This is a genomic window from Pseudomonas sp. LBUM1673 (assembly GCF_059695645.1).
Window position 1 is genome coordinate 2,810,739 of sequence record NZ_CP166780.1, and the last position, 20,285, is coordinate 2,831,023.

Annotated in this window: 20 protein-coding genes and 2 pseudogenes; 18 read left to right on the forward strand and 4 right to left on the reverse strand. The window is 59.4% G+C overall.

Annotated elements, in window-relative coordinates; genetic code table 11:
• Positions 1–124: 124 nt before the first annotated feature.
• From ACA044_RS12870 to ACA044_RS12915, 10 genes are read left to right on the forward strand one after another with little or no spacing between them, the layout of a single operon-like run.
• Positions 125–433 carry a hypothetical protein gene (locus ACA044_RS12870; protein WP_497446673.1) on the forward strand — a complete coding sequence of 103 codons (309 nt, stop codon included), beginning with the start codon at positions 125–127 and terminating at the stop codon, positions 431–433.
• An 8-nt stretch (positions 434–441) separates the two neighbouring features.
• On the forward strand, positions 442–1,347 hold the full coding sequence (locus ACA044_RS12875) for a GNAT family N-acetyltransferase (RefSeq protein ID WP_497446674.1): 906 nt from the start codon (positions 442–444) through the stop codon (positions 1,345–1,347).
• Between the two features lies 1 nt (position 1,348).
• On the forward strand, positions 1,349–2,044 hold the full coding sequence (locus ACA044_RS12880; protein WP_497446675.1) for an SDR family NAD(P)-dependent oxidoreductase: 696 nt from the start codon (positions 1,349–1,351) through the stop codon (positions 2,042–2,044).
• A complete protein-coding gene (locus ACA044_RS12885) occupies positions 2,041–3,408 on the forward strand; it encodes an ANL family adenylate-forming protein (RefSeq protein ID WP_497446676.1) in 1,368 nt (455 codons plus the stop codon). The genes ACA044_RS12880 and ACA044_RS12885 overlap by 4 nt, the downstream gene beginning before the upstream one ends.
• Entirely contained in the window at positions 3,405–4,025 is a 621-nt protein-coding gene (locus ACA044_RS12890) for an LbetaH domain-containing protein (RefSeq protein ID WP_497446677.1), read from the forward strand. Before ACA044_RS12885 ends, ACA044_RS12890 begins: the two co-directional genes overlap by 4 nt.
• Positions 4,026–4,040: 15 nt before the next feature.
• The gene (gene cmlS, locus ACA044_RS12895) at positions 4,041–5,753 is read left to right on the forward strand and encodes a chloramphenicol-biosynthetic FADH2-dependent halogenase CmlS (protein ID WP_497446678.1); all 1,713 of its coding nucleotides are present in this window, start codon (positions 4,041–4,043) and stop codon (positions 5,751–5,753) included.
• Positions 5,743–6,306, forward strand: a complete 564-nt coding sequence (locus tag ACA044_RS12900; RefSeq protein ID WP_497446679.1) for an RBBP9/YdeN family alpha/beta hydrolase — start codon at positions 5,743–5,745, stop codon at positions 6,304–6,306. The genes cmlS and ACA044_RS12900 overlap by 11 nt, the downstream gene beginning before the upstream one ends.
• A gap of 22 nt (positions 6,307–6,328) precedes the next feature.
• Positions 6,329–7,735: a GNAT family N-acetyltransferase gene (locus ACA044_RS12905; protein ID WP_497446680.1), complete on the forward strand. Its 1,407-nt coding sequence runs from the start codon at positions 6,329–6,331 to the stop codon at positions 7,733–7,735.
• 19 nt (positions 7,736–7,754) lie between these two features.
• Complete coding sequence (locus tag ACA044_RS12910) at positions 7,755–8,117, forward strand: hypothetical protein (RefSeq protein WP_497446681.1); 363 nt, start codon at positions 7,755–7,757, stop codon at positions 8,115–8,117.
• Positions 8,114–8,821 (forward strand): 4'-phosphopantetheinyl transferase family protein, encoded by a 708-nt coding sequence (locus ACA044_RS12915; RefSeq protein ID WP_497446682.1) that lies wholly within the window; start codon positions 8,114–8,116, stop codon positions 8,819–8,821. Before ACA044_RS12910 ends, ACA044_RS12915 begins: the two co-directional genes overlap by 4 nt.
• Here ACA044_RS12915 and ACA044_RS12920 read toward each other — a convergent pair.
• The 3 genes from ACA044_RS12920 to ACA044_RS12930 are packed head-to-tail and all read right to left on the reverse strand — an operon-like array spanning position 8,808 to position 10,944.
• Positions 8,808–9,533, reverse strand: coding sequence for a helix-turn-helix transcriptional regulator (locus ACA044_RS12920; protein ID WP_497446683.1), 726 nt, complete (start codon positions 9,531–9,533; stop codon positions 8,808–8,810). The two genes, ACA044_RS12915 and ACA044_RS12920, sit on opposite strands and share 14 nt — an antisense overlap.
• A gap of 48 nt (positions 9,534–9,581) precedes the next feature.
• Positions 9,582–10,496, reverse strand: a complete 915-nt coding sequence (locus ACA044_RS12925; protein WP_497446684.1) for a DMT family transporter — start codon at positions 10,494–10,496, stop codon at positions 9,582–9,584.
• A 40-nt stretch (positions 10,497–10,536) separates the two neighbouring features.
• Positions 10,537–10,944 (reverse strand): hypothetical protein, encoded by a 408-nt coding sequence (locus tag ACA044_RS12930; protein ID WP_497446685.1) that lies wholly within the window; start codon positions 10,942–10,944, stop codon positions 10,537–10,539.
• A 94-nt stretch (positions 10,945–11,038) separates the two neighbouring features.
• Between ACA044_RS12930 and ACA044_RS12935 the strand changes: the two genes are divergently transcribed.
• Positions 11,039–11,956: a LysR substrate-binding domain-containing protein gene (locus tag ACA044_RS12935; protein WP_497446686.1), complete on the forward strand. Its 918-nt coding sequence runs from the start codon at positions 11,039–11,041 to the stop codon at positions 11,954–11,956.
• A 408-nt stretch (positions 11,957–12,364) separates the two neighbouring features.
• Here ACA044_RS12935 and ACA044_RS12940 read toward each other — a convergent pair.
• Positions 12,365–12,562 (reverse strand): annotated as a pseudogene (locus tag ACA044_RS12940) (AAA family ATPase); the annotation flags it as partial.
• A gap of 783 nt (positions 12,563–13,345) precedes the next feature.
• Between ACA044_RS12940 and ACA044_RS12945 the strand changes: the two are divergent.
• From ACA044_RS12945 to otnI, 7 genes and pseudogenes are all read left to right on the forward strand, one after another.
• Positions 13,346–14,038, forward strand: a pseudogene (locus ACA044_RS12945) (methyl-accepting chemotaxis protein); the annotation flags it as partial.
• A gap of 104 nt (positions 14,039–14,142) precedes the next feature.
• A complete protein-coding gene (locus tag ACA044_RS12950; protein WP_497446687.1) occupies positions 14,143–14,856 on the forward strand; it encodes a FadR/GntR family transcriptional regulator in 714 nt (237 codons plus the stop codon).
• A gap of 26 nt (positions 14,857–14,882) precedes the next feature.
• Positions 14,883–15,788: an L-threonate dehydrogenase gene (ltnD, locus tag ACA044_RS12955; RefSeq protein WP_497446688.1), complete on the forward strand. Its 906-nt coding sequence runs from the start codon at positions 14,883–14,885 to the stop codon at positions 15,786–15,788.
• Between the two features lie 10 nt (positions 15,789–15,798).
• Entirely contained in the window at positions 15,799–17,091 is a 1,293-nt protein-coding gene (gene otnK, locus ACA044_RS12960; protein ID WP_497446689.1) for a 3-oxo-tetronate kinase, read from the forward strand.
• The gene (otnC, locus tag ACA044_RS12965; protein WP_497446690.1) at positions 17,088–17,726 is read left to right on the forward strand and encodes a 3-oxo-tetronate 4-phosphate decarboxylase; all 639 of its coding nucleotides are present in this window, start codon (positions 17,088–17,090) and stop codon (positions 17,724–17,726) included. Before otnK ends, otnC begins: the two co-directional genes overlap by 4 nt.
• A 195-nt stretch (positions 17,727–17,921) precedes the next feature.
• On the forward strand, positions 17,922–19,382 hold the full coding sequence (locus ACA044_RS12970; RefSeq protein ID WP_497446691.1) for a GntT/GntP/DsdX family permease: 1,461 nt from the start codon (positions 17,922–17,924) through the stop codon (positions 19,380–19,382).
• A gap of 118 nt (positions 19,383–19,500) precedes the next feature.
• Positions 19,501–20,283, forward strand: a complete 783-nt coding sequence (otnI, locus tag ACA044_RS12975) for a 2-oxo-tetronate isomerase (RefSeq protein ID WP_497446692.1) — start codon at positions 19,501–19,503, stop codon at positions 20,281–20,283.
• Positions 20,284–20,285 lie beyond the last annotated feature (2 nt).

Genomic DNA, 20,285 nt, shown 5'->3' on the forward strand with positions numbered 1-20,285 from the left:
CAAAAACCTATCGAAAAGGATAGGTTTCTTAGTTTCGCGAAACTGTTAGATTCCTACTGCCTCAGCACGATGTTCGCTACCGGCGAAGAGCTGAACTTCTCCACTGTCCTGACGGAGGTCGATAATGAGAGAGCAACTATTCAGCATTATTAATGCTGTGCTGAACGAAGTTAATGCCACGCGTAAAGAGAAGATCGACCTGGGTAACGTAGACGCCCTGGCGCTCTATGGCACCACTGGCGTATTTGATTCCATGCAACTAGTCAGCTTTCTGGCTGCGGTTGAAGAAGGTCTGGATGATGAACTCGGCATTGAAATCTCTCTGACATCTGAAAAGGCGGTTTCGCAAACAATCAGTCCGTTCAGCAGTGTCGCGTGCCTGATTGATTTCATTGTCGCCGAGACTCAAGCGCCGGCGCTGGCATCTGCCTGATCCCCTTCATGCCCGAGGTCAGCCCATTGAACGTGATCGTGCGAAAAGCCCTGAGCAACGATATGTATACGGTCTGCAAGTTGCTGCGCGAATCGACGCTAAACTCCAACTGGATCGGCGTCAATGTGCGCAAGCGCATGTTCCAGGACCCGTGGTCGGGGGGTGAAGACTATTTTGGTTATGTGATGCAAGACGGCGATGAAGTCGTGGGTTTCCTGGGGCTGCTGTTCACCCGGCAACCCGTCAACGGGCCAGACGAGCGCTTCTGCGAGCTGCACAGTTGGTACGTCAAGGAAGACTATCGCAAGGAAAGCCTCAAGCTGCTGTTGCCAGCGTTGTCCATGCGCAAGGTTACCTTGCTTAACTACACGCCGACACCCGATGTGTACGAGATCAGCAGGAAGTTCGGTTTTACCGATCTGGAAACCGAGTTGTTACTGATCTATCCCTTGGGCAATCTGTTGAATAGTCGTCGACGTTATCGCTTGGAAACGGATATCTGTGTGGTACAAGGCTGGTTAAGCGACAAGGATAAGGTGATCTTTCACGATCACGCGTCACTGGAGTGTCGACACTTGATGGTGGTTGATAGAGTCAGCGGTCGCGCCTGTTATTTGATCGTCAAGAAAATGACCCGGCGTTGGTTTGAACCCTTTGCCCGCATCTTATATATCAGTGATCCTGAATTATTTGCCCGTAGCGTCGACAGTTGGCGTTTGAAGTTATGCCTAATGCTCCGCGTTCAATGCTTGGTGACCAATGCTGCAGAGTTGGATGGGTTTGCAATATATTTATCGCGAAAGATTAAGCGAGAAGTGCCATCGCTGATAAAAACAAAATCGCCGTCGTTATTGTCAGAAAATATCAAGCCTGTTTATAGTCTGCCCCTGCTCATTGGTTATAAGTTGCATTGAAATGATTATATTGCTGACAGGGACGCGCAAAGGCGTCGGTAAAGATGTTGCTCTGCATTTATTGAGTCGCGGCGACCATGTTGTGGGTTGCAGCCGTGGCGCAAGTAGTATTGAACATGAACATTACCAACACTTTTGCCTGGACTTGAATGATTCACGGGCGGTGCGGCAGATGATTAAGCAAGTGCGCCTGACCCATGGCCGGCTCGATGTACTGATCAACAATGCCGGTGAAGCCAACATGGCGCCTTTTCTGTTGACACCGGAAGAAACCGTACAGGGATTATTTGCCAGCAACGTGTTCGGCCTGATCAACGTCACTCGCGAGGCGGTCAAGTTGATGCAGAAAACCGAAGGAGCCAAGGCCATTGTCAATCTGTCGACCGTGGCCACCCGCTGGGCAATTCCCGGCCAGTCTATCTACGCCGCCAGCAAGGCCGCCGTCGAGCAACTGACCCGCACATTGAGCAAAGAGCTGATGGCTTTCGATGTTCGTATCAACACCCTGGCGCTGCCACTTTACCGCAGCTCCATGACCCGCACGCTTCCTCAGGAGATCAGGCAGAAAATGATCGAACGCCAAGCCATAGCCCGACTGTGTGTGTTCGCCGATGTGATCGGCCCCCTTGAGTTTCTGATCGGCCCGCAATCGGCCTTTGTCACCGGCGAAACCTTGAGCCTGGGAGGTGTGCAATGAACCGTTCACGGTTGCTCGGCGCGCTGGCCGAACCGGCGGAACGGGTGGCGCTGTTGCACGGTGAGCACAGCCATACCTATGCCCGACTGTGCCAAGCCGTCGAGCAGGCCCAGGCCACACTCCGGGCCCAAGGCGTGCAGCCTGGTGAGGCGGTGATCCTCAATGCCGACTACGGCGTCGAGGCGATTGCCACGCTGTTGGCGCTGTACCTGAACCGCAACATCATCGCGCCGCTGGTGGACCTGAGCGAGCGCGCCGTCTCGACCCTGCTGACCGCCGCGCACTGCCGCTACCGCATCGACATCCGCGACGGCTTGCTGCAAGTGCATCCCCTTGCCGAAGCCAGTACCGCCGAACCGCCGGTGCACTACCAACGCCTGCGCGAACAAGGGCGAGCCGGTCTGGTGCTGCTCAGCAGTGGCAGCACCGGGGCGCCCAAAGCGATCCTGCATGACTTCGATGAGCTGATAGAACCCAAGCTGGAAAAGGGCCAGAAGAAGCCAACGACGATTCTGATGTTTCTGCTGTTCGACCACATCGGCGGTCTCAACTCATTGCTCAACACTCTGCTGGTGGGGGGGTGCGCGGTGTTGCCCAGCGAGCGCACGCCCCAGGTGATCTGTGGGCTGATCGAGCGCCACCGGGTTAAAGTGCTGCCCGTCAGCCCGACTTTTCTCAACCTGATCCTCATGGGGCGGCACCAGGAACAGCACGATTTGTCCTCTGTACGCCTGATCACCTACGGCACCGAAACCATGCAGCAAAGCCTGCTGGCCCGGGTCCAGCAGATGTTCCCCAAGGCTAAGATGCTGCAGACCTTCGGCACCAGCGAAACCGGGATCAGTGCCACCGTCAGTCAGTCGTCGGCCAGTACCTTCTTCAAGCTGGTGGACAAGAACACCGAGTACCGCATTGTCGACGGCGAGCTGCAGCTCAAGACCCAAAGCCAGTTCATGGGCTACCTGAACCAGGACACCGACAACGTCACCGCGGACGGCTGGTTCCGCACCGGCGATCTGGTGGAGCAGAACGACGAGGGCTATTTGTGCATCCAGGGCCGGCAGAAGGAGCTGATCAACGTCGGCGGCCTGAAAGTGCTGCCCATGGAGGTGGAGAACATCCTGCTGGGCGACCCGCTGATCGAGGATTGCCTGGTCTACGGCATGCCCAACGCGATTACCGGCCAGGCCGTACATATGGACGTCAAGGCCACGGCGATTGCCAGCAAGCAGGAGCTCAAGCGCTATGTGCTCGAACACTTGGGCAACCAGCTGGAAGCCTACAAGTTGCCAGTGAAAATCAATAAGGTCGACGAGATCGCCTTCTCCAACCGCTTCAAGAAGAGTCGGGTGGTGAACCCATGAGCGATATCGTCATTCTCGGCACCGGCAAGTTCGCCCTGGAACTGGCCAGCTACCTGCGGGAGATCGAGCCCCGGGGCGTGATCCGTTTCCTGGGGATCACCGACCATCCCCAAGCGCATACCGCGTTGCTCGAAACCTCACCCGAACAGAGGCTGGACACCCGGCATCGCTATGTCCTGGGCGTATCCGAGATCGCCTTGCGCCAACAGCTGATCGACCGGTACTTCAGCGATGGCCGGCTTCTGGCGCCCAACTTCATCCATCCCAGCGTGCGTCATCACCTAGACCTGGCCCACAGCCGCGGCAACGTCATTGCGGCCGACAGCTACCTGGGCGTCAACGTGCGACTGGGGTCGTGGAACATGATCAATTACCACTGCTGCCTGGGGCACCACTCGAGCGTCGGCGACAACAATTTCCTGTCGCCCCTGTTCAACGCTGGTAATAGCGTGACCTTGGGCAGTCGTGGTTTTTTTGGCTTGAGCACCGTAGTCGCGCCGCTGACCGTGGTCGGCGATGACGTCACCGTGCAGGCCAGTGTGACCCTAAGCGAACTGATCCCCGAGGGCGCCCATTGCAGTTCAACGGCGCGGCAAAAAATCATTCAACTGGTCTGAAGGAGTAATTCCCGCATGAGCAAGAAAGCGAACGTCATTGTCATGGGTGGTGGTCCTGCGGGCAGTATCGCGGCACTGACTCTGCAAAAACTGGGGCACCAGGTCATGGTGTTCGAGAAAGAGAAGTTTCCCCGCTACCGGGTCGGCGAGTCCTTTCTACCGGGCACTTTGTCGATCCTGCATCGCTTGGGCCTGAGCGACAAAATCGCCGAGGCCGAATACGTGCTCAAGCCTTCCGCGACGTTCCTGTGGGGCAAAACCGAAGCGCCCTGGACGTTCTCCTTCAGTACGCCAAAGACCGAGGACTGGGTGTTCGATCATGCCATCCAGGTGCTGCGCTCGGACTTCGACCAGATGCTGCTGGAGACTTGCCGCGAACGTGGGGTCAAGGTGTTCGAGGAAGCGGCGGTGATCGACGTCGACGCTGAGCACCCGGACCACGTCAGCGTCCAGGTCCGTCACAAAGGCGAGACCAGCGAGTTCAAGGCCGACTACCTGATCGATGCCTCGGGCAGCAACAGCCCGCTGGTGCGCAAACTGGATTTGCGCGAGTACGACGAGTTCTACAAGAGCGTGGCCCTGTGGTCGTACTTCAAGGCGCCGGACCCGTTCAAGAACGACCTCAATGGCACCACGTTCTCCATCACATTCGAAGACGGCTGGATCTGGATGATCCCCCTCAAGGACGGGATCTACAGCGTCGGCACCATCGTCGACCAAAGCAAATTACCTGACATCAAGGCCCAGGGCCTGGAAGCCTTCTACGACCAGACCCTGGCCAAGAGCGAACGCGCCCTGGGCATCCTCAAGGGCGTGAAGCGCTCGGAGGAGGTCAAGCTGGTGCGGGATTGGTCCTACGAAACCAAATACTACTCCCGCGGCCGCTTCTTCCTTTGTGGCGACTCGGCGTGCTTTACCGACCCGCTGTTTTCCCAGGGCGTGCACCTGGCGTCGCAATCGGCGGTCAGCGCAGCGAGTAGCATCGACTACCTGATGAGCCATCCCGAACAGCAAGCCCAAGTGCATGCATGGTACAACCGCAGCTATCGGGAAACCTACAACCAGTACCACGAGTTCCTGGCATCGTTTTACACCTTCGCCTCGTTCACCGAGCCGGAGTCCGAATTCTGGACCAAACGCCGGATTTCCGAGTCCGCCGATGAGCGTCTCCAGCGCAAGGAATGGTTCGAGCAATTGGTCAAGGGCGAGAAACAGAACCGCCCGCAGATCGGCGATTTCAAGGACCGCGCCTCGACCATGATCGCCATCGGCAGACACCAGCGCCCTACACTCACCGATGAGTTCATGGACGCCGAACTCAACCCGGCCCGGGTCCGTTGGATTGCCGACCTGACCAAGCAGTTGAACCGCATCACCCGTTTCGACTGGAACGGCGAGCAGGTCGCCACGACCGACTACTTCAAGATCGAGCCACAGAGCTTCAAGTTGCAGCTCAAGCAGATACTCTCCAACGGCGCCGGCAAGGACATGAGCAAGTACTCGGTCAACGACGCGCTGGTGCAGTTGATGCAATCGCTCAACGAGGAGGGCTTTGGCTACAAGGAGCTGATGGTGCGCCTGAACGATGTGGGCGAGGTGAACTCCTCACAGTTTGTCATCCGCCTGATGGAAGCCGGCTTGCTGGATGGCTTTGACAAAGCTGGCAACAAGGTGCGGGTGCAAGACCGTCTGCGCTTTGACGGTGTGGGGGTGGAATATGAAGTCTGATCAGGCGTTCGACTGGCTGTTTCTGGCGGGTATCGGCAATTCCGGGCCCACTCACTGGCAGCGACATTGGGAGGCCGAGCACCCAAATACGTTATGGCTGGAGCATCGCGACTGGGACAACCCCAGCCGTGACGAGTGGGTCGAGGAGTTGCAGCAATTGCTCTCGACCCGCCAGCACCCAGTGGTGGCCGTCGCCCATAGCCTGGGCTGCCTGTTGCTGCTGGAGTGGGCGGCGCAATATGCGCCCGCTCCCGACAAGATACTGGGTGGTTTTCTGGTGGCGGTGCCCGACCCCCGTAGCGCCAATTTCCCCGAGGAGGCCATTGGCTTTCACCCAGCCGATGACCTCGCCAGCCTCTTGCCAGTGACCATCATCGCCAGTGAGGACGACCCCTATGGCGCCCTGGACTATGCCCAGCGCAGTGCCCGGCAGTTGGGCTGCGAGTATGTGAACCTCGGCGCGCTGGGGCATATCAACGGCAAGTCGGAGTTGGGTTACTGGCACCCCGGATACAGTCTGCTGCAAGACTTTACCCGAACGCTGACGGCTTGAGCCTCCCAATGAGGACAATGATATGTCTGCACGCACTGCACTGTTGCCCATGTCTCACCTGTTTGTCTCGTCGCTGTCGCCGCTGATCCGCGGCGTAGCGTTCGGTCAGTCGCACCGCATCCCGGTGCGGGTCCACCTCAGCGATATCAGCGTGCCGGCGACGCTGTTGGCCCTGGACGAGCACCGCGCGATGCTGGAGCTGGCGCCCGGGACTCAGGTCCAAGGCACTGGCGAAGTCAGCATCGGCCTAACGTATGGGCAATGCCTGCATCGCCCGGCGGTGCCGGTGTGGCGTACCGCGTCCTGGGTGCCGACGGCGGCGGCCAGCCTGATTGTCGACCTGTCGGGAGAGCGTCCCGAGTTTCTTTCCCGCCAGGTCGCACAGGCTGATCGCGTGCTGTCGGCTAGCGCGACCTGCCCGGTTTTTTTCAAGCGTCGCCTGACCGTGCAGGTCGGTTGGTTGAGCCCGTTGGCGGGAGAGCTGCAAGTGCTGCAGGAAGACCCCGGGGTGATGCCCGGCATGGACCTGGCGTTGCACTTCAATTGCCGCTGGAGCGGTGCCTGCCGCGTGTGGGTTCAGGTGCTCGAGCGATATGAATGGCAGGGGCGGTGGACTTGCCATTTCCGCGTGCTGGACCCGGCGTCGAGCCAGGCGGTCGCGCTGATGCTGTTGTGCCAGCGCGAGGCGTTCACGTTCGACAACCTGCCCGCTGCGTTGCGCAAGTCTGCAGCAGTGGACAGGCTGATCTCGGTGAGTATCGTCGAGACCCCGCGGCGCCTGGAGGAAGTCCTCGAGTGTCGCTTGGCCGCCAACCGTCACTATGGTCGCTTGGGCAAGGTCGAGGATGCACAGAGCCTGTGGGATGACTTCGACCCGTTTTCGATTCAGGTCAGTGCCCGGCTGGGTCGCAAATGCGTCGGCGCCGGGCGGGTGGTGATCAACGAAGGGCATCGCCAGCGCTGCGAGATTGAAGTGTCGACCCCCTTGCCGGAGTGGCTGTGGGAGGGCGGTTTCGTCGAGATGTCGCGGGTGGCGATCAAGCCCGAATACTCCGGGCACCGGGTGATGCTGGCGCTGTTGCGTGAGCTGGGACGTATCACCTTGTTCCTGCGCTGCCGCTACATCGTGCTTGATGCCATCGAGTTGCTGGTGCCCATCTACACGCGCCTGGGCGCGCGCTGCCTACCCATCAGCAAGCAGCATCCCTACAGCGGCGAACGGGTGCGGATCATGTACTTCGACGTGGGCCAGTTGCTGGCCCGCGTCGACCGTGGGCTGCTGCACTGGTTGTATGTCTTTGGCCCGACTATTGAGCACAGCATTTCCCCTCAGAATATCCAGGAAGTGGCCGCCACGTTCCGAGTGTCCGCCGCAAGGCTGCGTATGAAAAGGAGCATGGCCGGTGTCCTCAAAAAAATCCTTGGCTGACCCCGCACGGGTGAAAGTCGTGAGCTCCGTGGTATCCGCCTCCCTCTATGGCGGCTGGGTGGCTTACTGCGCGCGCCAGCAGCCGCTGGCGCAAATGCTCGGTTCGGGACTTGCGCAGTGGCTGCTCAGTTTTGCCGCGACCTTTGCCTTCTCGGCGCTTATCAGCCGGCTGATCGGCGACAGCCGGCGCTATGAGGTGGCGGCCATGGCGGCAGGGCTGGCGATGCTGCTATATGGCTCGATCTTGTTCAGCGTCCATGCCATCGTCGGCACACCCCGCCCCATGAGCACCTTACTACCGGTCCTGATACTGGCAGGGGCCTATGCGTGCGTGTTCGCCAGTCTGCAAGTGCGGCACAACATACGTCCCGCGCTCCCATGACCGCTCCACAGTTGATCATGTTTGGTCTCGATCATCTTGCGGGCCCGCACTGGCTGGCCGCACTGAGCGAGGCTGAGCGCCGCCACGGCGATACACTCGAAGGCCGCCAGCAACGACGCTTTCTCAATGGACGCATCGCGCTACGGGTGAGCGTCGCGCAGTTACTCGATTGTTCCGCCATGCAAGTGAAAATCGAGCGCACCGCGTTGGGGCAACTGTCCATTAATGAACCCGCACCGCTGTGCGTCAGCCTTACCTATGCCGAGCCCATCGGCTTGCTGGTGCTGGCGTCGACGCGGGTCGGCATTGACTATGAAGCCGGCCCGGCGCCGGTGTTCTGGCAGAGTGCGATGCGCCGCTACCTGTGTCATTGCGAACAGCACTGGCTGCAGGCGCATAGCACCAACGACCAGCGAGCGCAGGGCTTTGTCTGGTTATGGACCCGCCGGGAAGCGCTCCTGAAGTACTTGGGTACCGGCATTCGCGGCCAGCGCCAGTGCCTGTGCGACTGGCCGGAGGGCGAGCAGCCCTTTCAGCGCCGCTTCAACCTGGGAGGTGGCGCGGGAACCCTGGTCAGCGAGGCCCCCCTGGACGGCTTGCAGACCCGCTGCCTGACCTTCGACACCGAGAATCCTGCACCTGTTGATGACCGGCTACACTGGCCTTCGATGCCAAACATCGGGGTTCTCTCTAGACTTGGATGATCTGCATGGACAGCGCTTGCACCACGGCCGCGCTACGGCTAGTCACGCCGAATTTTTTGCGGATGTTCTTGAAGTGGAAAGCCACATTGGCTTCCGAGCAGTTACAGATGTTGGAGATTTCCCAACTGGTTTTGCCAATAGCACTCCATTGCAGCACTTCTTTTTCACGCGGGGTCAACCGAACGTCCTTGACTTCCTTGAGTCCGCAGAGAAATTTCAGGGCGCTTTGCAGGGCGATGTCTCTGAGCAAGGCAAGCTCGTTCCAATGCGCATGGATCAAGCTTTTGGCGGCGTACTGATCGACCTCGTCGACGCTCAGGCCAAAGGTGCCGAACTGGCCTTGGGGGCCATGCAGGGCCAAGGTCACTCCATTGACCAAATCATGGGTGGCGGCTTCTTTGCGCAACACCCGCTGATTGCTGCTGGTGTACAACTGATCAGTCCACACCACAGGAAGCACGCTGTGCATGCAGTGCAACACCACTGGGTCGATCTTGCTGTAACCGGCGCGATCATAGGCCTCGATCCAGGCTGTGGGGAAATCACCGATGACCAGGGCGCTGCGGCTGTCGGCCTTGACGCTGGATTTCAAACAGAACAGAAATCGGCTGAACCCCAAGCGCAAGGCTTGTTTTTTCATGCAATTGTGCCACTCGTTGATTGTGCCGATTCGGCTGAAGTCCGAGAACGACTCAATGGCGTCCAGATCCATCTTTAAGTCCTCCTGAACTTATTCTCAAACCCGGCCCCGCCGTGGGGGCTACTTGTTCACCAACCATATGGAGAAGGCAATCAAGGCCCCTCCAATGCCTTGCAACCACGACAAATGAGTGTTCAACACCATAAATGAGAGCAGCACCGCAAACAGCGGCGCAAAAAACAGAAAGCCACTGACACTGCCCGCATTGCCTCGCCTCAGCGCGATGAACCACAGACCGAAAGAGCCGGTGGACGCCGGTATTGCCAGCCACAGAAACCAGCCCCATTGAGTGGCCGTGATGTGCTCGGGCCACTGCTCGCCAACCAGGCCAGCCAACACCAGCACCGCCAGGGAGCCGATAAACATTTGCCAGAAGCTCAAGGCCCATACGCCGATCGGCAAGCGGTTACGCTTGTTGATCAACGTCGCCATCGCCCAACAGAGCGCGGAGCCCAACCCGTAGCACAGGCCTTGCACCGCTGGCAGGTCTGGAGAGAGCGAAACGTCCGTGCCGATGGCCAAGACGATGCCGCCAACCCCCAATAACAATCCGAACAAACGACCGGCCTTGATCGGCTCAGCAAAAAACACCCGGCCTCCCAGCACCACCCACACCGGATTGGTGAAGAGCAAAATGGCAGCGGTAGAGGCCGAAATCGTGCGCATGGCCATGAACAGGAGACTCATGACTGCAGCCGTCTGGGCCAGCCCGATCAAGGCCACGATGCAGGCCTCCTTGAGCCGTAGATGCCGGGGGAAAAGCGCGTCGATCAACGAATCACTTTCCAGCCACAGCAACGGCAACGTAGCGATCGCTGCCACCAGAAAGCGCCAACCGACCAGCAGAAAGGGTGGAAAGCCATCGTTGAGCAAGATCTTGCCAGAGACAAAGCTTGAGCCCATCAAAAAGGTCGAGGCCAATATGACCGCGACCAGGGTTATCCGACCCTCTCCTGTGCGAGCGAGCTTCGGCATTATCCGATGTCCTTGCAAGGCGCTCACTGACTGCCCATTGCTAGTTGATAGCGATGCGTAAAGCCAGGGTGCGCGGGTTCGTGAAGGAGGTTCCCAGCCACCTGCGTAGCACGGAAAAATGACTCCAGTGCCGGGGTTCATTTGCTGGCGCCACCTGCATGACACCCTCGCCATCAATCAAGGCCAAGCCAGCGGTCAATTTGATGATTTGCCCCTGCTCCAGTAAAACATCGCAGCCACCCCAACTGATCCAGTGTGTGCCGGTCACTGAGCGGGTGTAGATGTCCTGAGCAAATCGCAGGGATAACAATTGAGCCTGTCCCAAGGAGATCTGTACCCAATTGTGCTCGGCGTCTTTAGGCTGCAAAGCTGATTTTTTGGCCAATATCGAGACGCTGTTCACCACGCCGTCCTCTTGGTGGTAGTCAATGCCGATATCCAGCGACACTGTTGAGGCTGCCGATACACTTTGACTTACATTAAATTGGCGGCGAGCTCTAAAATATCAGTAATTATTTACGATTCCTGTTAGGTGGGCTTACATGTCGACGATTCCCCCCCTCAGCTGTCTTCGTAGCTTCGAGGCCGTTTCCCGGTTAGGTAGCGTGACGCTCGCGGCAGAGGAACTGCATGTGACGCACTCAGCGATCAGCCAACAGATCAAGGTGCTGGAGGCGTTGGTTGGTGTAAGCCTGTTCGTCCGTGAAGGGCGGGGCTTGCGGGTGAATGAGCACGGTCGGCTGTATTCACTGCAAATCCGCCAGTCGTTGGGCGCCATCGCCGAGGCCACTAATCTGGTCCGGGCACGGCCCAAGGCTTCCGAACTGGTGGTAGCCGTGATGCCGTCATTCGGGCGCTCTTGGCTGTTACCCAGAATCGGTCGGTTTCTGCAGCACTATCCACATATCACCGTGCGTTTGCAGGCCAGCCTGACGGTATCCAATCTGCTTCAGGAGTCGATTGATATCGGCGTGCGTATGGGATGTGGCGACTGGGAGGGGATGGAAAAGCGTTTGATGTTCCACGATGAAATGGTGGTCGTCGCGGCTCCCGATTTCAATGGCGGACGGCTACCGACGACACCGCTGGAGATCGTCGCCAGCACAATCATTTTCACGATGGACTCCTGGCAACCCTGGTGCCAGGCAGCCGGCCTGGATATTGACGTGCCGCGGGCTGGCCTGTGCAGCAATGACTCCAACCTGGTACTGGAGGCTGTACGTCTGGGGCAAGGTATCGCATTGGCCCGCCGCAGTCTGGTGCATGATGCCATCGTGCGAGGCGAACTGGTCCAACTAACCGAATATGCATCACCTTATGCCTACCCATACTGGCTGGTATTGCCGGGTCAGAAGCATTCAAAGGCCAAACAGCATCAGTTTTCAGCATGGCTGTTTGCAGAGGTCGAGCGGTATCTGCAAGAAGTTGCACAACTCAGCGGACTACCCCCGACATCCTAAACATCTTGTATATACACCCAGCCCTGAAGGTGTGCGCAACTCCGCGCGAAGGACCATGGCCTATGGCGCCCTATTGGCGTCTGAATTGCGGACTGACACGGTCGCGGTAGGGATGGCAGTTACCTGCCATCCCTACCGCGACCGGTTAACAAGCGAATTTATGGTTTGGATGGTAAGCGTATGACAAAGTCACCTGTACGAGCCGAGCGTACGAAAAAGGATACTGGTGATCGCAGATCATTACCTCTAGAAAACCAAGAACACTCAAAAACCAGCCAGCAATCTAATGTTCAAGGACGCTCATTTTTTGGCGAGTCCATAACGATGTAGCTGGTGATCGAAGACACGTGCGGAAAGGTACCGAGCGTCTGCTGATCACCCCTTGCTACGTTGGGCTTTTAGCTGGCGCTACTCCCCGGATAAAAATCGTCTAGTGATCATTGCCACTGCCTCCGCCGGAGACGTCAGGGCTGTGTCTATATTAAACGGAGCGTTATCCCACACCTCATATTCATGATCCAATACAGACTGCCAGGTTGGTGGAGTCAGCCCAGGAATATCAATCTTCCTGGTTTCTACCCGTCGCTGGTGTTCATGTTTATCAGAGCCTCTTTTCTAATGACCACTGAAGGCCGCGTTCACCCAGGTGCAGGTGTTGATCAGACAGGGCGCTCTTGATGCTGCGATGGCGCAGTTGAAACAGCAAGTCATCCCCGCCGAACATGAAGTTCATAAAAGCCTGGACGCCCTGATGACGCTGCAAGGGAAAATTTTTGCCGATCGTGAAAGGTCGGCGCTCACCCTGTACCGGGATGCGCGTCTGAGCATGTTGGGGCTGCTTGTATTCTGCCTGGCCTCGGTCATCGCCGCTGCGTTCATCGTCACACGTAGTGTCACCCGATCTTTGGGTGGCGAGCCTGATGATGCGGCACGGCTCTTGAGTCAAATCGCTCAAGGTGATCTGACGATTCATGTGCCGGTGAATGCAAGTGCCGACGGTCGCGTGATGATGAACATGCACCAAATGCAGCAAAGCTTGAACGCGATGGTTAAACACATCGCGGCATCGGTTGATCGGGTGGCCAGCTCCTCCGAAGAACTGAGCGCGGTCAGCAGCCAGACCAGTAGCAGTTTGCAGTTGCAGGGCCTGGAGATCGAACAGGCTGCGGCAGCGGACAATCATATGACGGCGGCCGTCGACGAGGTCGCACGCAATGCAGTCAGCACCAGCGAGGCGTCCCGGGTGTCCGAGCAAACCGCGCAACGCGGCCGTGAACAGGTTCAGGAAATGGTGGCCTCCATAGGTACGCTGGCGGACGGCATGACGGACACTTCGCAGCGAATCCAGCAAATGGCCGGCCGTGTGCAAGGCATCAGCACGGTGCTGGCATTGCCGAGCAAACCAATTTGCTGGCCCTCAACGCGGCGATTGAAGCCGCCCGTGCCGGTGATGCCGGACGTGGTTTTGCGGTGGTCGCCGATGAGGTGCGGGCGCTGGCCCATCGCACTCAGGTGTCGACCCAGGAAATCGAGCAGATGATTGGTGATATTCGGCTTGATACCGGGCACGCGGTGACTGCCATGCAAAGCAGCGGTCACCTGGTGCAGACGACCCTGGAAGTCGCGCAACGTTCCGGCGAGGCCCTGGAAGAGATCACCCGATCGATCTCGCAGATCAACGAGCGCAACATGACGATCGCCAGTGCCACGGAGGAGCAGGCATTGGTGGCCCGTGAGGTGGATCGCAATCTGGTGGGGATTCGTAACTTGTCCGAGCAAGTCTTGCTGGGTGCCCGGCATACCGACATCGCCGGTATGGAGTTGGCGCAGATGGCAGGAGCACTGCACCAGACCGTGGCGCGCTTCAAAATCCAGGCAGAAATAGTTCAAGCGCAATCCATGTGGGAGCGGGCCGTGGCGAGGGGGCTTGCCCCCTCGCCACGGCCCGCTCCCACAGGTTCCGCTGACTGGCATTACTCAAACGCTTCCAGAAAGCACACCAACTCTTTCCTTGATAACAACGCTCCTGTCAGTTGGATCCCACTGAGCAGTGGTTGCGCCTCCATCCTGCTCGCATGTTAAAAAATGTTATCTTTAAAAAAGACTTCACATAATCCGCTCATTGGGGGATTATCTGCTCAACCTGTATGACGACCTGATAACAAGACAAAAACAGGATGGCTACGATGTTCGACAAGGTTCCGACTCATGTGTTGAGTGACAGCGTCGCTCAGCAGCTGCTGGACAAGATTGAAACCGGTGTGTTCGCCACCGGCAGCAAACTGCCCAGTGAAGCCATGCTTTCAACAGCCTTCGGTGTCAGTCGCACCGTGGTCCGCGAAGCCATTTCTCGTCTCAAGAACGAAGGCGTGCTGCAGCCCCAACAAGGGCGCGGCATCTTCGTCACGGCTAACGCCAATATCCGCCCGCTGCGTATCGATTACGCCGAAGCCAATCTGCCCGGCAGCGTGTTTCACCTGTTGGCGCTGCGACGTGCCATCGAGGCGGAAATCGCCTCCGAGGCGGCACTCAATCGCAGCGAAGCCGATTTGGTGCTGATCGACGAAGCGCTGGCACGCATCGATGAAGAGGTGGATGAAGGGCAGGACGGTGTTCGCGCCGATGTGACCTTTCATCGCGCCATTGCTCAGGCCACGGGCAATCCTTACTTCCTCAAGACGCTGGAGTTCGTCAGTCAGTACCTGGAGGCTGCGACCCGCATCACCCGCATCACCCGCACCAACGAGGCGGGCAGGGCGGACTTCTCGCATCAGGTACATGAAGAACACCAAGCGATCGTCGCGGCCATTCGGCTGGGCGATCCGCTCGCTGCCGGGCATGCCGCCCGTGCCCATATTTACAACGCGGCCCGCCGTCTGCGCCTTGCCGGCGTTGAATGAGCCGCTGCTTTCCTCAGGAGTACCCCATGAATAACAAGAATGTCGGTGTTGTCGGTCTGGGCGCGATGGGGCTGGGCATTGCCCGCTCGCTGTTGCGCAGCGGTTTTAATGTGCATGCCTGCGATGTGCGTGCGCAGGTGACGGAACAGTTTGCCGGGGAGGGCGGCGTGGCGTGTTCTTCGCCCGCGCACATGGCCGCTGAGTGCGACGTGATCATTACCGTGGTGGTGAATGCCGAGCAGACCGAAACCGTCTTGTTTGGCGAGGGGGGGGCCGTGGCCGCGTTGCGCCCGGGCAGCCTGGTGATCGGTTGCGCCACCGTGGCGCCGACCTACGCCGTGGATCTGGGCCAGCGCCTGACTGCGCAAGGCTTGCTGTATCTGGATGCACCGATCTCCGGTGGCGCGGCCAAGGCGGCTGCCGGTGAGATGACCATGATGACTTCAGGCCCGGCCGACGCTTACGCCAAGGCCGAAGCGGTCCTTGCAGGCATGGCCGGCAAGGTCTATCGCCTGGGTGACACCCATGGTCTGGGCTCGAAGGTCAAGATCATCAACCAACTGCTCGCCGGAGTACACATCGCTGCCTCCGCCGAAGCCATGGCGCTGGGCCTGCGTGAAGGGGTCGACGCCGATGCGCTTTACGAAGTGATCACCCACAGCGCCGGTAATTCCTGGATGTTCGAAAACCGTGTGCCGCACATTCTCAAGGCCGATTACACACCGTTGTCCGCGGTGGATATTTTCGTCAAGGACCTGGGCCTGGTGCTGGATACCGCGCGGGCCAGCAAATTCCCGCTGCCGTTGTCGGCCACTGCCCACCAGATGTTCATGCAGGCTTCCAGTGCAGGTTTCGGTCGTGAGGACGACTCGGCGGTGATCAAGATTTTCCCCGGCATTGAACTGCCAACTGCCAAGACCGAGCCTGTTTGAGGAACGCCCAATGAACACCACCACTGCACGCCCATTGCTGGGTTGCATCGCCGACGATTTCACCGGTGCCACGGACCTTGCCAACATGCTGGTGCGCGGCGGTATGCGCACCGTGCAAAGCATCGGTATTCCGAGCAGCGAAGTGGCGGCCGGGCTCGATGCCGATGCGATCGTCATCGCGCTGAAGTCGCGTACCATTCCCGTCGCCGAAGCGGTCGAACAGTCCCTCGCCGCGCTGGCCTGGCTGCGTGAGCAAGGCTGCGAGCAGATTTTCTTCAAGTATTGCTCGACGTTCGACTCCACCGCGGCCGGCAATATCGGCCAGGTCAGCGAAGCGCTGCTGGCGGCACTGGGCAGCGACTTCACCCTGGCGTGCCCGGCGTTCCCGGAGAATGGCCGGACGATCTTTCGCGGCCACTTGTTTGTGCAGGATCAACTGCTCAGCGAGTCGGGCATGCAGCATCACCCACTGACGCCGATGACCGATGCCAACCTGGTTCGGGTGCTGCAGTCGCAGACTGGCCTGAACGTTGGCCTGTTGCGCTACGACACCATTGCCCAAGGGGCCGAGCAGGTGCGTGAGCGCATCGCCGAGCTGCGGGCTCAAGGTGTCGGCATGGCGATTGCCGATGCCTTGTCGGACAGCGATCTGTACACCCTCGGTATCGCCTGCGCCGATTTGCCGTTGCTGACCGGCGGTTCGGGGCTGGCCCTGGGTTTGCCGGAAAACTTTCGTCGCGCCGGAAAACTGCGTGACCTCGACGCCTCGAAACTCCCGACAGTATCGGGCGGTGAAGTGGTGTTGGCCGGCAGCGCTTCGATCGCTACCAATGGGCAAGTGGCTGCCTGGCTCGAAGCCGGTCGGCCGGCGCTGCGGATTGACCCGTTGGCCCTGGCGGTTGGCGAACCGGTGGTTGCCCAGGCCCTGGCCTTTGCCCGTGATAACGAACAGACCGTATTGATCTACGCCACCAGCACCCCGGACGAAGTGAAGGCGGTGCAACAGCAACTCGGCGTCGAACGGGCCGGTGCCTTGGTGGAGAACGCCTTGGGTGAGATCGCTCAGGGCCTGCGCCAGAGCGGCGTCCGGCGCTTTGTGATTGCCGGCGGTGAAACCTCGGGTGCCGTGGTTCAGGCGCTGGGTGTACAACTGCTGCAGATCGGCGCGCAGATCGATCCGGGAGTGCCGGCGACAGTCAGTAGCACGGATGAGCCTCTGGCCCTGGCGCTCAAATCGGGCAACTTCGGTGGTCGGGATTTCTTCAGCAAAGCCTTGAAGCAACTGGCCGGAGGTGTTCAGTGAATAACGAAAACGCCCTGCGCGAAGAAATCTGTCAGGTCGGCCGCAGCCTTTATGAGCGCGGCTACACCGTCGGCAGCGCAGGCAATATCAGCGCGCGACTGGACGACGGTTGGTTGATCACACCGACTGACGTCTGCCTCGGCCGCCTCGACCCCGCGACCATCGCCAAGGTCAATCTGGCCGGCGAATGGGTGTCCGGTGACAAGCCTTCGAAGACCCTGGCCTTGCATCGCCAGGTCTACGACCGCAACCCGAGCGTCGGTGGCGTGGTGCATACCCATTCCACCCATCTGGTGGCGTTGACGCTGGCAGGTGTCTGGCAGCCGGACGACATCCTGCCGCCACTGACGCCGTATCAAGTCATGAAAGTCGGGCATATCCCGTTGATTGGCTACCAGCGTCCCGGCTCGCCAAAGGTGGCCGAACAGGTCGCGCAGCTGGCCAACAGCGTTCGCGGTGTGATGCTTGAACGGCTGGGGCCGGTGGTCTGGGAGAGTTCGGTTTCCAGAGCCAGCTACGCCCTGGAAGAACTAGAGGAAACCGCTCGGCTCTGGCTGATGAGCAATCCGAAGCCCGAACCGCTCGATCAGGCAGCACTGGAGGAGCTGCAAAAAGCCTTCGGCGTGCACTGGTAGTGCGCTGATTTTTTTAAAACGATAGAACACGACAGACCGATAAAGCAGGCCCTGTTCGGGAGACGCGCAGCGACTCCCCACGACCCCGGCTTGCCTGAAAAATACAATAACAAGAGGACATCCAGGCATGACTCACTTTCACTGCGGTATTTTCAGAAGAACCCTTTCGTTCACCCAGCGTGGAGGGCTTCTGAAATGAGCCCGTTAATCCTGATGGTTACCGCGGGGCTAGGGATCGCTCTGTTGTTGTTTCTGGTGCTCAAGTACAAGTTCCAGCCCTTCGTGGCCTTGATGCTGGTGAGCATTCTGGTGGCACTGGTGGCCGGGGTGAAACCGGCCGATCTGGTCGCCACCATCGAAGGCGGCATGGGCAAGACCCTGGGTCATATCGCGATCATCATTGCCCTGGGCGCGATGATCGGGCGGATCATCGAACTCTCCGGCGGTGCCGAGGCGCTGGCCAAGACGCTGATTAGCCGTTTCGGCAATCGACGCACGCCGCTGGCGCTGACGATTGCCGGGTTCATGGTCGGGGTGCCGGTGTTCTTCGAGGTAGGCGTGATCATCCTGATGCCGCTGGCCTATGGTGTCGCTCGCAGTGCGCGTAAGCCGCTGCTGGTATTCGCACTGCCGATGTGTGCTGCGTTGCTGACCGTACACGCCTTCCTGCCGCCACATCCGGGCGCGGTGGCTGCTGCCAGTCAGTTGGGCGCCGACCTCGGCCGCGTGCTGATGTTTGGTCTGCCGATCACTGCGTTCCTTTGCTATGTCGGTTACCGTGTGGCCGGGCGCATGACGCGTCGGGTGTACCCGATGACCGACGATATTCGTGCCGAGGTCTATGGCCCGCATGTCACCAACGAGGACCTGATCGCCTGGTCCAATGGCAACGGCAAGAGCACTGAGCGGGCCGCTGTGGCCGTGTCGCACATGGGCCTGGAAGAGGCCACCAGCAGCATCGTATCCAAGTTGCCGCCGGCACCCGCGCCGGGTTTTGGTCTGATCGTCAGTCTGATCCTGTTGCCGATCATTCTGATCCTGCTGGGGACGCTGTCCACCTCGTTGCTGCCTGCCGACTCGATCCTGCGCGGCATCATGACCGTGCTCGGCGCGCCGCTGGTAGCGCTGCTGATCGATACCTTGCTGTGTGCCTGGTTGCTGGGTTCGCGTCGGGGCTGGAGTCGTACTCAGGTGTCTGACGTGATCGGCTCGGCCTTGCCTGGCGTGGCCATGGTGATTCTGATTGCCGGTGCCGGCGGTGTGTTCGGCAAGGTGCTGGTGGATACCGGAATCGGCGCAGTCGTCTCCGATATGCTGCGCACCACCGGTCTGCCGGTACTCGCCCTGGGCTTTCTGCTGACCATGTTGTTGCGTGCGGTTCAGGGTTCGACCACGGTAGCGCTGGTGACTACCGCCGGCATCATCAGCCCATTGATTGCGACCCTCGATCTCACGGCGAACCACATGGCGCTGTTGTGCCTGGCCATGGGCGGCGGCGGGTTGGCCATGTCCCATATCAATGATGCCGGTTACTGGATCTTTACCAAGCTATCCGGGCTGAACGTGGCCGACGGCTTGCGCACCTGGACGGTGTTGACCACCTTGCTCGGCACGTTGGGTTTCGGTATTACCCTGCTGATCTGGCCGTTTGTCTAACGCACTGTCGACTTGTAGGAGCCAGGCTTGCCGGCGAAGGCGTCCTTAAGAGCGCCTTCGCCGGCAAGTCGGATCGCCGCACCGCTGGCTCCTACAAAAAACATACATAGGAGTTACCATGCCTCGTTTTGCTGCAAACCTCAGCATGCTCTACCCGGAACATGAGTTTCTGGATCGCTTCGCCGCCGCTGCCGCCGATGGTTTCGAAGCCGTGGAATACCTGTTTCCCTACGACTACAGCGCTCAGGAACTCAAACAGCGCTTGAGCGACAATGGCTTGGTGCAGGCTCTGTTCAACGCACCGCCCGGCGATTGGGCAGCGGGCGAGCGGGGCACGGTGTCATTGCCGGGCCGAGAGCGTGAATTTCGTAGCGGCTTTGATCGCGCGCTGGAATACGCCGCGGTACTGGGCAACTCGCGTATCCATGTGATGGCCGGGTTGCTGCCGTCAGAAAGCGATCGCTCGCGGCATCATGGCGTGTACCTGGAGAACCTGGCGTACGCTACCGCGCAGGCCGCCAAGGCCGGCATCACGGTGCTGCTGGAACCAATCAACACGCGGGACATGCCGGGCTTTTTCCTCAACCGCCAGGATCAGGCCCAGGCCATCTGCAAGGAAGTGGGCGCCAGTAACCTGAAGGTTCAGTTCGACTGCTACCACTGCCAGATCGTCGAAGGTGACCTGGCCACTAAACTGCGTCGGGACTTCGACGGCATCGGCCATATCCAGATCGCTGGCGTGCCGGATCGGCATGAGCCGGACCTGGGAGAAGTCAACTATCCCTATCTGTTCGAGTTGATCGACCAGTTGGGTTATGACGGGTGGGTAGGGTGCGAATACCGGCCGCGTGGCAACACATCGGCCGGCTTGCAGTGGCTGCGGGACTGGAAGGCGCGCTAACG

Excerpts from the sequence above, each read along its gene's own strand:
- otnI (WP_497446692.1), top strand. The coding sequence starts at position 19,501 with ATGCCTCGTTTTGCTGCAAACCTCAGCATGCTCTACCCGGAACATGAG.
- ACA044_RS12885 (WP_497446676.1), top strand. The coding sequence starts at position 2,041 with ATGAACCGTTCACGGTTGCTCGGCGCGCTGGCCGAACCGGCGGAACGG.
- ACA044_RS12905 (WP_497446680.1), top strand. The coding sequence starts at position 6,329 with ATGTCTGCACGCACTGCACTGTTGCCCATGTCTCACCTGTTTGTCTCG.
- ACA044_RS12950 (WP_497446687.1), top strand. The coding sequence starts at position 14,143 with ATGTTCGACAAGGTTCCGACTCATGTGTTGAGTGACAGCGTCGCTCAG.
- otnK (WP_497446689.1), top strand. The coding sequence starts at position 15,799 with ATGAACACCACCACTGCACGCCCATTGCTGGGTTGCATCGCCGACGAT.
- ACA044_RS12915 (WP_497446682.1), top strand. The coding sequence starts at position 8,114 with ATGACCGCTCCACAGTTGATCATGTTTGGTCTCGATCATCTTGCGGGC.
- ACA044_RS12935 (WP_497446686.1), top strand. The coding sequence starts at position 11,039 with ATGTCGACGATTCCCCCCCTCAGCTGTCTTCGTAGCTTCGAGGCCGTT.
- ACA044_RS12970 (WP_497446691.1), top strand. The coding sequence starts at position 17,922 with ATGAGCCCGTTAATCCTGATGGTTACCGCGGGGCTAGGGATCGCTCTG.
- ACA044_RS12900 (WP_497446679.1), top strand. The coding sequence starts at position 5,743 with ATGAAGTCTGATCAGGCGTTCGACTGGCTGTTTCTGGCGGGTATCGGC.
- ACA044_RS12870 (WP_497446673.1), top strand. The coding sequence starts at position 125 with ATGAGAGAGCAACTATTCAGCATTATTAATGCTGTGCTGAACGAAGTT.
- cmlS (WP_497446678.1), top strand. The coding sequence starts at position 4,041 with ATGAGCAAGAAAGCGAACGTCATTGTCATGGGTGGTGGTCCTGCGGGC.
- ACA044_RS12890 (WP_497446677.1), top strand. The coding sequence starts at position 3,405 with ATGAGCGATATCGTCATTCTCGGCACCGGCAAGTTCGCCCTGGAACTG.
- ltnD (WP_497446688.1), top strand. The coding sequence starts at position 14,883 with ATGAATAACAAGAATGTCGGTGTTGTCGGTCTGGGCGCGATGGGGCTG.
- ACA044_RS12920 (WP_497446683.1), bottom strand. The coding sequence starts at position 9,533 with ATGGATCTGGACGCCATTGAGTCGTTCTCGGACTTCAGCCGAATCGGC.
- ACA044_RS12880 (WP_497446675.1), top strand. The coding sequence starts at position 1,349 with ATGATTATATTGCTGACAGGGACGCGCAAAGGCGTCGGTAAAGATGTT.
- ACA044_RS12925 (WP_497446684.1), bottom strand. The coding sequence starts at position 10,496 with ATGCCGAAGCTCGCTCGCACAGGAGAGGGTCGGATAACCCTGGTCGCG.
- ACA044_RS12875 (WP_497446674.1), top strand. The coding sequence starts at position 442 with ATGCCCGAGGTCAGCCCATTGAACGTGATCGTGCGAAAAGCCCTGAGC.